Consider the following 459-nt stretch of genomic DNA (forward strand, 5'->3'; position numbering starts at 1 on the left):
CTGACGAATTGCAATCCGTACATCGGCTTTTGCGCGTCCACCGGCACGTAGATCAGTGGGCTGAAGCGTGTATCGACGGCAAATCCGACGCCGTCCCGGAACGAACTCGGTCCGAAGATCGGCAGCACGAGATACGGGCCCGACGGAACGCCCCATCGTCCGAGCGTCAGCCCGAAGTCTTGATGGTGCTTCGGGAGACGGGCGGGGGTCGCGAAGTCGATGAGGCCGCCGATACCGAAGGTGGAGTTCATCGCAAAGCGAATCAGATCTTCGGTTGCGTCGGTGATTTTCAACTGAAGCAACTCGTTCGCGATGTTGTTCAGATCGCCTAGATTGGAGAAGAAGTTGCTGATCGCGGTGCGCAACGGGTGCGGCGTGATCTTTTGATATCCCTTTGCGATCGGCACGGCAATCGTGCTGTCGATCGTATCGTTGACCTTGAACACGACGCGGTTCATC

The 459-nt window shown here is 57.7% G+C and carries 1 protein-coding gene; it reads right to left on the reverse strand.

The annotated features are described in order from the left end of the window. Positions 1 to 459 (reverse strand): MlaA family lipoprotein (locus BTA35_RS16700; protein WP_139363713.1); only part of this gene is annotated, 459 nt, incomplete at both ends.

Origin of the sequence: Oceanospirillum linum, assembly GCF_001995095.2 — a bacterium.
Classification (GTDB): domain Bacteria; phylum Pseudomonadota; class Gammaproteobacteria; order Pseudomonadales; family Halomonadaceae; genus Oceanospirillum; species Oceanospirillum linum.